The sequence below is a fragment of the Microvirga calopogonii genome, from assembly GCF_003347665.1.
In the GTDB taxonomy this organism is placed as follows: Bacteria; Pseudomonadota; Alphaproteobacteria; order Rhizobiales; family Beijerinckiaceae; genus Microvirga; species Microvirga calopogonii.
This window is the reverse complement of the sequence record NZ_QDGA01000163.1, coordinates 1-8,118: the sequence shown is the minus strand read 5'-3', so window position 1 is coordinate 8,118 and position 8,118 is coordinate 1. Positions and strand designations below refer to the sequence as shown.

Below are 8,118 nucleotides of genomic sequence, written 5' to 3'. Positions count from 1 at the left end.
TCGTCGTGCTCGAACTGGTCCACCAGTTGGCGGACTTTCTCCACGGCTGGCGACGCCATGCCGACCTCCCGCTTGTAAACGCCCGAGATCGCCTTGATCTCGGCGCGGTGACGGCCCCAGACCTTCTCCAGCGCGTCGGAAATCTCGCCCACGGTGGCCTTGGCCCGCGCCGCCTTCACGGCGAGGTCGAGCAGGTTGCCGTCGCCGGACGCGGCGACCGTGGAGAGGGCGGCCAGCGCCGCGTCCACGTCGGCCTGGTTGCGGTCGGCCTTCAGGCGCTTGAGCTTCTCGATCTGGCTCGCGCGCACGGCGGCGTTGTCGACCTTCAGGATGTCGATGGATGCTTCGTCCGTCGACTTGAAGCTGTTCACGCCGATGATCTTCTGGTGACCGGAATCGATGCGCGCCTGCGTGCGTGCGGCAGCCTCCTCGATCTTCAGTTTCGGAATGCCGGCCTCGATGGCCTTCGCCATGCCGCCGAGTTCCTCGACCTCCTGAATGTGCGCCCAGGCCTTCTGCGCCAGCTCGTAGGTGAGCCGCTCGACATAATACGAGCCACCCCACGGATCGATGATGCGCGTGGTACCGCTCTCCTGCTGCAGGAAAAGCTGCGTGTTGCGGGCGATGCGGGCGGAGAAATCGGTGGGCAGCGCCAGCGCTTCGTCGAGCGCATTGGTATGCAACGACTGCGTATGGCCTTGGGTCGCCGCCATCGCCTCGATGCAGGTGCGGGTGACGTTGTTGAACACGTCCTGCGCCGTGAGGGACCAGCCGGAGGTCTGCGAGTGCGTGCGCAACGGCAGCGACTTCTCGCTCTGCGGGTTGAAGCCCTTCACGAGCTTCGCCCAGATGAGGCGCGCGGCGCGCATCTTGGCCACTTCCATGAAGAAGTTCATGCCCACGGCCCAGAAGAACGACAGGCGTGGCGCGAATTGGTCGATCGTGAGCCCGGCCGCAATGCCCGCGCGGATGTACTCGACGCCGTCGGCGAGCGTATAGGCGAGCTCCAGGTCCTGCGTCGCGCCGGCCTCTTGCATGTGGTAGCCGGAGATCGAGATCGAGTTGAACTTCGGCATGTTCGCCGAGGTATAGCCGAAGATGTCCGAGATGATGCGCATCGACCCTTTGGGCGGGTAGATGTAGGTGTTGCGCACCATGAACTCTTTCAGGATGTCGTTCTGGATCGTGCCGGAGAGCTTTTGCGGCGGCACGCCCTGTTCTTCCGCTGCCACGATGTAGAGCGCGAGAACGGGCAGCACCGCGCCGTTCATGGTCATCGACACGCTCATCTGATCGAGCGGGATGCCTGCGAAGAGCGTGCGCATGTCGTAGATGGAATCGATGGCGACGCCCGCCATGCCCACGTCGCCGGCCACGCGCGGATGATCGGAATCGTAGCCGCGATGAGTCGCGAGATCGAAGGCGACCGACAGGCCCTTCTGGCCGGCCGCAAGGTTGCGGCGGTAGAAGGCGTTGGAATCCTCGGCCGTGGAGAAGCCCGCATATTGGCGCACGGTCCAGGGCTGGTTGACGTACATGGTCGGGTACGGGCCGCGCAGGAACGGCGCGACGCCCGGCCAGGTGTCGAGGAAATCGAGCCCGGCGCGGTCCTCAGGCCCATAGGCTCCCTTGACCGCGATGCCCTCCGGCGTGAGCCAGGGCTCCGAAGCAGCCTGGGAGGAGGACGCCAGGGGAGCGTCGGAGAAAGCGACGCTCGAAAAGTCCGGGATGCTGGTCATTGGCTTGCACCCATTCGAGGCGCTGCAATTAGTTCGTCCATGAACGCATAGGTTTTATAGATGAATGCTGGCAGGTCGCAGCCGCTGTAGATGAAGTCCTGGATGCCCGCCGAGCGGAGTGCGTCCTCCCGCATGATCGGACGACCCACCATATACACGAGCAAGCCCCCTGCCCTTCTAAGTGCGCGCGCTGTCTCCTCAACTACAGTCTCGTTGGGTGTAATCGCCTCATCTGCGAGAGCGAAGTAAACCTCATCGGAGGAACAGATGCAGGCACTTTGAGCACCCGATGCGGCAAAGGCAGCTGTAAGGGCATGAAGAGATGGGAAGCCGTCGTTCGTGACGGCTTCGATGCCGCCAGCCTCGAAGAAATTCTTGGCGAAGGTCGCCCGGGCCGTGAAGGCCGCGATCGGCCCGAGATTCACCAAGAACACCCTCGGGCGCTCCCCGGTCCTTGCGCGATAGGCGTCCGCGCGGTCGCGCAGGCGCTCGAACGGCTCGGCCGTCCGGATCGACGGCAGGGGCGCGATGGAGACGGGCGCCAAGCCGGCCGCGGTGCCGACGAGCTGGATCAGGGGCGTGCCCTGTCCGGCCATGCCGACGAGAGACGCGAAGTCGGTCTCGGTCGAGGCGGGAGACGATGCCGACGCGGTGGGGGCCGGGTTCGCCTCGGCTGCGGGCATCGGCAGCAGCACGGCCACATCGGCCTCATGGATGTTCGGGAACTCGCTCGTGCCGGTGATCGGCTCCCGGTGGGTGGCGACGGCTTTATCCCGCTGGGAGCACACGGCCGCGATGCGGGCCTGGAGCATGCCGGACTTGAGACTTTCGAGAATGCCGCCCTCGCGCTCGATCTCCTGGAACAGGCTCCAGGCCTTCTCGCACAAGGCGTCCGTGAGCGTCTCGAAGCCGCCCGCGCCCGCGGCCGGGTCGGCCACGCGGGCAAGGTTCGACTCGTCGAGCAGGATCAGCTGCGTGTTGCGCGCGATCCGGCGGGCGAAGGCATCGGGCAGGCCCAGCGCCCCGGTGAAGGGCAGTACGGTGATCGCGTCCGCCCCACCGATGCCGGCGGAGAAGGCGGCGATCGTCGTGCGCAGGATATTCACCCAAGGGTCGCGCCGGGTGGTCATGCGCCAGGCGGTCTCAGCGTGCAGGCGGATCGGCTTCGGCTCGAGGCCGCAGGCCTGCTCCACGCGCGCCCACAGGCGGCGAAGCGCCCGCAGCTTCGCCACGGTGAGGAACTCGTCCGCATCGGCCACGAGGAGGAAGGACAGCGCCCGGCGTGCCGCATCGAGCGGATGGCCTTGCGTTTCGAGCGCCCACATGGTGGCGATGCCCGTCGCGAGTACGGCCGCAAGTTCCTGCGCCTCGCTGGCGCCGGCCTCGTGGTAGACCCGCCCACCGGCCAGGAAGGTGCGTCCGGCAAAGTCCTGCGCGGTCAGATGCTCGAGCGTGTCGCCCATGCGCCGGGCCATCGCATCCCAGGACGCGGACATCCGCCCATGCGCCGCCATGGCCCCGATGGGATCGAGGCCGAGATCGAGGGAGAGGTCGGAGAGGTTGTGGCCGCGCCGCTCGGCGAGCGCCAGTATCAGTGCCGCCATCTGGCGGCCGTGGCCGCCCGCATCGACGCGCAGGTGAACGAGGTCGAGCATCACTCCCGACAGCACCCGGTCGAGATCGTCGAGGCTCTCGACCCGCACGCCGAATCCGCGGGCCGCGGGAGCCTTGTGGGTCGCGAGCGTCAGTGCATCGGCGCCGCCTTCGAGATCGAGGAGAGCCAGTTCGTTGGCCTTCGCCGGGTCGGGATGGTCGATCCGCTGCGACACGAGCCAGCGGCCGGGCTGCTCGCGCACAACGGGCGTCGATCTTTCCGCCTTCGGATAGAGGGGCTGGATGGCGATCCCGTCATGGCTGCGCGAGACGAGCTTCTTCTCGAAGTCCGCGCCCTTGAGCACGCCCTCGACCAGTCTGAGCCATTGCTCGCGGGTCGCTTGCTGGAAATCGGCGGCTAAGGTGAGGTCGTCCACATCTGCCATCAGGTAAACTCCATGATGGTGGCATCAACCGCGAGGCTGTCCCCTTCCTTGGCGTGGATCATCGAGATCGTGCCGTCGCGCTCCGCGCGCAGGACATTCTCCATCTTCATGGCCTCCACGATGCAGAGGGGCTCGCCGGCCTTGACCTCCTGGCCCTGACTCACGCTGATCGCCTTCACGAGGCCTGGCATCGGGCAGAGCAGGAGCTTGCCCGGAGCGGCTGGAGGCCGCTCCGGCATCAGGGCCGCCAGCTCGGCCTCGCGTTTCGTGTAGACCCGCACCTCGGCCGAGGTGCCCGCATGGGACAGGACGACCCCGTTGAGGATCGGCCGGACCTGGAACGCCACGGGCTCTCCACCCACCGTCCCGTTCCAAACGGGCTGACCGGGCACCCAGCCCGACACGATCGGCCAAGCCTGGCCATCGATGACGACCGCGAAGCCGCCCTCGATGTCCTCGATCACGGCTTCATGCCGCTCCTTGCCCAGGAGCACGACGCGCTCGCGATCGAACTGCACGCTCGCGGCCTGCCGCATCTGACCGGAGATGTGTCGCTTGCGCTCGTTGAGCAGATGGTCGATGGCGGCGCCCACGGCCGCCATATGCAGGGCCACCTCGCCCTCGGGGGGCGGCGCCTTGAACCCCTGCGGGAATTCCTCGGCGATGAAGCCGGTGGAAAGCTGACCCGACTGCCAGCGTGGATGCTGCATCAGGGCCGACAGGAACGGGATATTGTGGCGGATGCCCTCGATGGCGAAAGCATCAAGCGCACTCGCCTGAGCCTCGATGGCCTGGAGGCGGGTCGGGGCGTGAGTCACCAATTTTGCGATCATCGGATCGTAGTAGATCGAGATCTCGCCGCCCTCGTAGACCCCGGTATCGTTGCGAACCGTCACGCCACCCTGCTCGCCCTCGCGCGGCGGGCGATAGGTGACGAGGCGACCGGTCGAGGGCAGGAAGTTGCGCACCGGGTCTTCCGCGTAGATGCGGCTTTCCACCGCCCAGCCGTTCAGCTTCACATCCGCCTGCGTTAGACTGAGGCGCTCGCCCGCGGCGACGCGGATCATCTCCTCCACCAGATCGATGCCGGTGATCAACTCCGTCACCGGATGCTCCACCTGAAGGCGGGTGTTCATCTCGAGGAAGTAGAAGGACTTGTCCTGGCCGGCCACGAACTCCACCGTTCCGGCGGAATCATAGCCCACAGCCTTGGCGAGAGCGACCGCCTGCTCGCCCATCAGGCGGCGGGTGGCCTCGTCGAGGAGCGGCGACGGCGCCTCCTCGATGACCTTCTGGTTGCGGCGCTGGATCGAGCATTCACGCTCGCCGAGATAGATCACGTTGCCGTGCTTGTCGCCGAGCACCTGGATTTCGATGTGACGCGGATCGGTGATAAACTTTTCGATGAAGACCCGGTCGTCGCCGAAGGAGGACGCCGCCTCCGACTTGGCGCGGGCAAAGCCCTCGGCGACCTCGCCGGCCGAGTATGCAATGCGCATGCCCTTGCCGCCGCCCCCCGCCGAGGCCTTGATCATGACCGGATAGCCGATCTCGTCGGCGATCTTGACCGCCTGCTCCGGGCCCTCGATCACCCCGAGATAGCCCGGCACGGTGGAGACCTTCGCGGCCGCCGCCGCCTTCTTCGATTCGATCTTGTCGCCCATGGCCGCGATGGCGCCCGGGTTCGGACCGATGAACACGATCCCGGCCTCGGCGAGCGCCTTCGGGAAGGCCTCGCGCTCTGAGAGAAAGCCATAGCCAGGGTGGACCGCCTGAGCGCCGGTCGCCTTGCAGGCCTCGATGATCTTCTCGATCACCAGATAGGACTGGGCTGCGGCAGCCGGACCGATGTGGACGGCCTCGTCGGCCATGTCCACGTGAAGCGCGTCGCGGTCAGCATCCGAATAGACGGCCACGGTCTTGATGCCCATGCGCCGGGCTGTCTTGATGACCCGGCAGGCAATTTCGCCCCGGTTCGCAATCAGGATCTTGTCGAACATTGCGTGGTCTTCGTCTTGGCCCTCCGACATGATTCTGTTGGAGAGCATTCCTCAGGAAAGTGCGAGCTAGATGGCGCGGGCTGTCATTCGGGTCAAAACCGCTGCCAGAGTAACTTTGACAGCTTCCGCAGGAAGGAAGATCAGGAGGCCCGCGGACAGTGCCTTCTCGAAGCCAATCAGTGTCGAGAGCCAAGCCGTTCCAAGAACCATAATGATGGCGTCACCCAACAGAAGAACACCGAACGCTGCGACAACCGAGTGCATTGCTCCACGCTCGCTTAGGGATCCGACAACGCCGGTAGCGACGACGAAGCCCGCAAGGTAGCCAGCAGTCGGGCCTCCAAAACAGGCAAGGCCTCCACCGCTTTGGAATACCGGCAATCCAACTGCCCCCTCGACAAGGTACGCAGCGACCGTTGCGGTTCCTATACGACCGCCGTATACGACCGCGAGAGCGAGGACCATAAATGATTGCATAGACATCTTCACTGGCCAGAACGGCACTTGGATGTGAGCCGAGACTGCCAGCAGAATCGTGCCGATGAGAACAAGTAAGACGATGCGTAGGCGAGTATTGCCCGGTATTTGAACCCAGAGCCTATTTGCGAGTGTCCGGGATGACATTTGACTCCGAACCATAGGCTTCTCCTCATTCTGTTCAGGTGTAATCTGGAGATAGAAAGAACGGATCGAGCTCTACCGGCGGGCTTGAATCACTAGAGCGGCCACATAATCTGAATGTGTCAGAAGATTTGCAGCATCAGGATCAAGGCTACTGACGGCCAATAGGAGCTGCAAAATCTCGTCGATAGGTTCATCTGCGTGACCCTGCCTACCCCTCCCATCAACAAATTCAATGAGCAGCTGAGAGACATCATCGATTTGGATAGAGGCTCGCGTCCGTGAGGCGATGGTCATTGGGTGCTCCTCTCACAGGGGAATGTTATCGTGCTTCTTCCAGGGGCGCTCGCTCTCCTTGTGGCGGAGCATCGCCAGCGCCCGGGCGATCCGGCGGCGCGTGGAGTGGGGCATGATCACCTCGTCGATATAGCCCCGCTCGGCCGCCACGAAGGGCGACATGAAGCGGTCCTCGTATTCTTTGGTGCGGGCCGCGATCTTGTCCTGGTCGCCGAGATCCTGGCGGAAGATGATCTCCACCGCGCCCTTGGCGCCCATCACGGCGATCTGCGCGGTCGGCCAGGCGTAGTTGACGTCACCGCCGATATGCTTCGAGGCCATCACGTCGTAGGCGCCACCGAAGGCCTTTCGCGTGATGACGGTGACCAGCGGCACGGTCGCTTCCGAATAGGCGAAGAGCAGCTTCGCGCCGTGCTTGATGAGGCCGCCGTATTCCTGCGCGGTGCCCGGCAGGAAGCCCGGCACGTCCTCGAAGGTGACGATCGGAATGTTGAAGGCATCGCAGAAGCGCACGAAGCGCGCGGCCTTGCGCGAGGCGTCCGAGTCGAGCACGCCCGCCAGCACCATCGGCTGGTTGGCCACGAAGCCGACCGTGCGGCCCTCGACGCGGCCGAAGCCCGTGATGATGTTCTTCGCGTAAGACTCCTGGATCTCGAAGAAGTCGCCCTCGTCCACGACCTTCAGGATCAGCTCCTTCATGTCGTAGGGCTTGTTCGGGTTGTCCGGGACCAGGGTGTCGAGGCTGTCGTCCACCCGGTTCGGATCGTCGAAGCTCGGGATCTCCGGCACGCCGTCCTGGTTGTTGGCGGGCAGGAAGTCGATGAGGCGGCGCACCTGCAGCAGCGCTTCCACATCGTTGTCATAGGCGCCGTCGGCCACCGACGACTTGGTGGTGTGCACCTTGGCGCCGCCGAGCTCCTCCGAGGTCACGGTCTCGTTGGTGACGGTCTTCACCACGTCCGGACCGGTGACGAACATGTAGGAGCGGTCGCGCACCATGAAGATGAAATCGGTCATGGCAGGCGAATAGACGTCGCCGCCCGCGCACGGGCCCATGATCACCGAGATCTGCGGGATGACGCCGGAGGCGATCACGTTGCGCTTGAACACCTCGCCGTAGCCGCCGAGCGCCGCCACGCCCTCCTGGATGCGGGCGCCGCCCGCATCGAACAGGCCGACGATGGGGGCGCGCATCTTGAGCGCCATGTCCTGGATCTTGATGATCTTCTGGGCGTGCGCCTCGGAGAGCGAGCCGCCGAACACCGTGAAGTCCTTGGCGAAGACGAAGACCGTACGGCCGTTGACCGTGCCCCAGCCGGTGACGACGCCATCGCCGGGGATCTTGACCTTCTCCATGCCGAAATCGGTGGAGCGGTGCTCGACGAACATGTCGAACTCCTCGAACGAGCCCCTGTCGAGCAG

General features: G+C 64.9%; 5 protein-coding genes. All 5 read right to left on the bottom strand.

Translation table 11 applies throughout. The features are described from left to right. Positions 1-1,739 (bottom strand): methylmalonyl-CoA mutase (gene scpA / locus DDF70_RS34460; protein ID WP_114945549.1); only part of this gene is annotated, 1,739 nt, incomplete at its 3' end. Further along, positions 1,736-3,769, bottom strand: a complete 2,034-nt coding sequence (locus tag DDF70_RS34455; RefSeq protein WP_114949048.1) for a methylmalonyl-CoA mutase subunit beta — start codon at positions 3,767-3,769, stop codon at positions 1,736-1,738. The genes scpA and DDF70_RS34455, both read right to left, overlap by 4 nt. 8 nt (positions 3,770-3,777) lie before the next feature. Further along, positions 3,778-5,778, bottom strand: coding sequence for an acetyl-CoA carboxylase biotin carboxylase subunit (locus DDF70_RS34450; RefSeq protein ID WP_114949047.1), 2,001 nt, complete (start codon positions 5,776-5,778; stop codon positions 3,778-3,780). A gap of 66 nt (positions 5,779-5,844) precedes the next feature. Continuing rightward, on the bottom strand, positions 5,845-6,417 hold the full coding sequence (locus DDF70_RS34445; RefSeq protein ID WP_205772619.1) for a biotin transporter BioY: 573 nt from the start codon (positions 6,415-6,417) through the stop codon (positions 5,845-5,847). 291 nt (positions 6,418-6,708) lie between these two features. Then, positions 6,709-8,118, bottom strand: a 1,410-nt coding sequence (locus DDF70_RS34435; protein ID WP_162820883.1) for an acyl-CoA carboxylase subunit beta, incomplete at its 5' end; no start/stop codon positions are given.

Coding starts and splice junctions, on each gene's coding strand:
- DDF70_RS34450 (WP_114949047.1), bottom strand. CDS start 5,778: ATGTTCGACAAGATCCTGATTGCGAACCGGGGCGAAATTGCCTGCCGG.
- DDF70_RS34445 (WP_205772619.1), bottom strand. CDS start 6,417: ATGGTTCGGAGTCAAATGTCATCCCGGACACTCGCAAATAGGCTCTGG.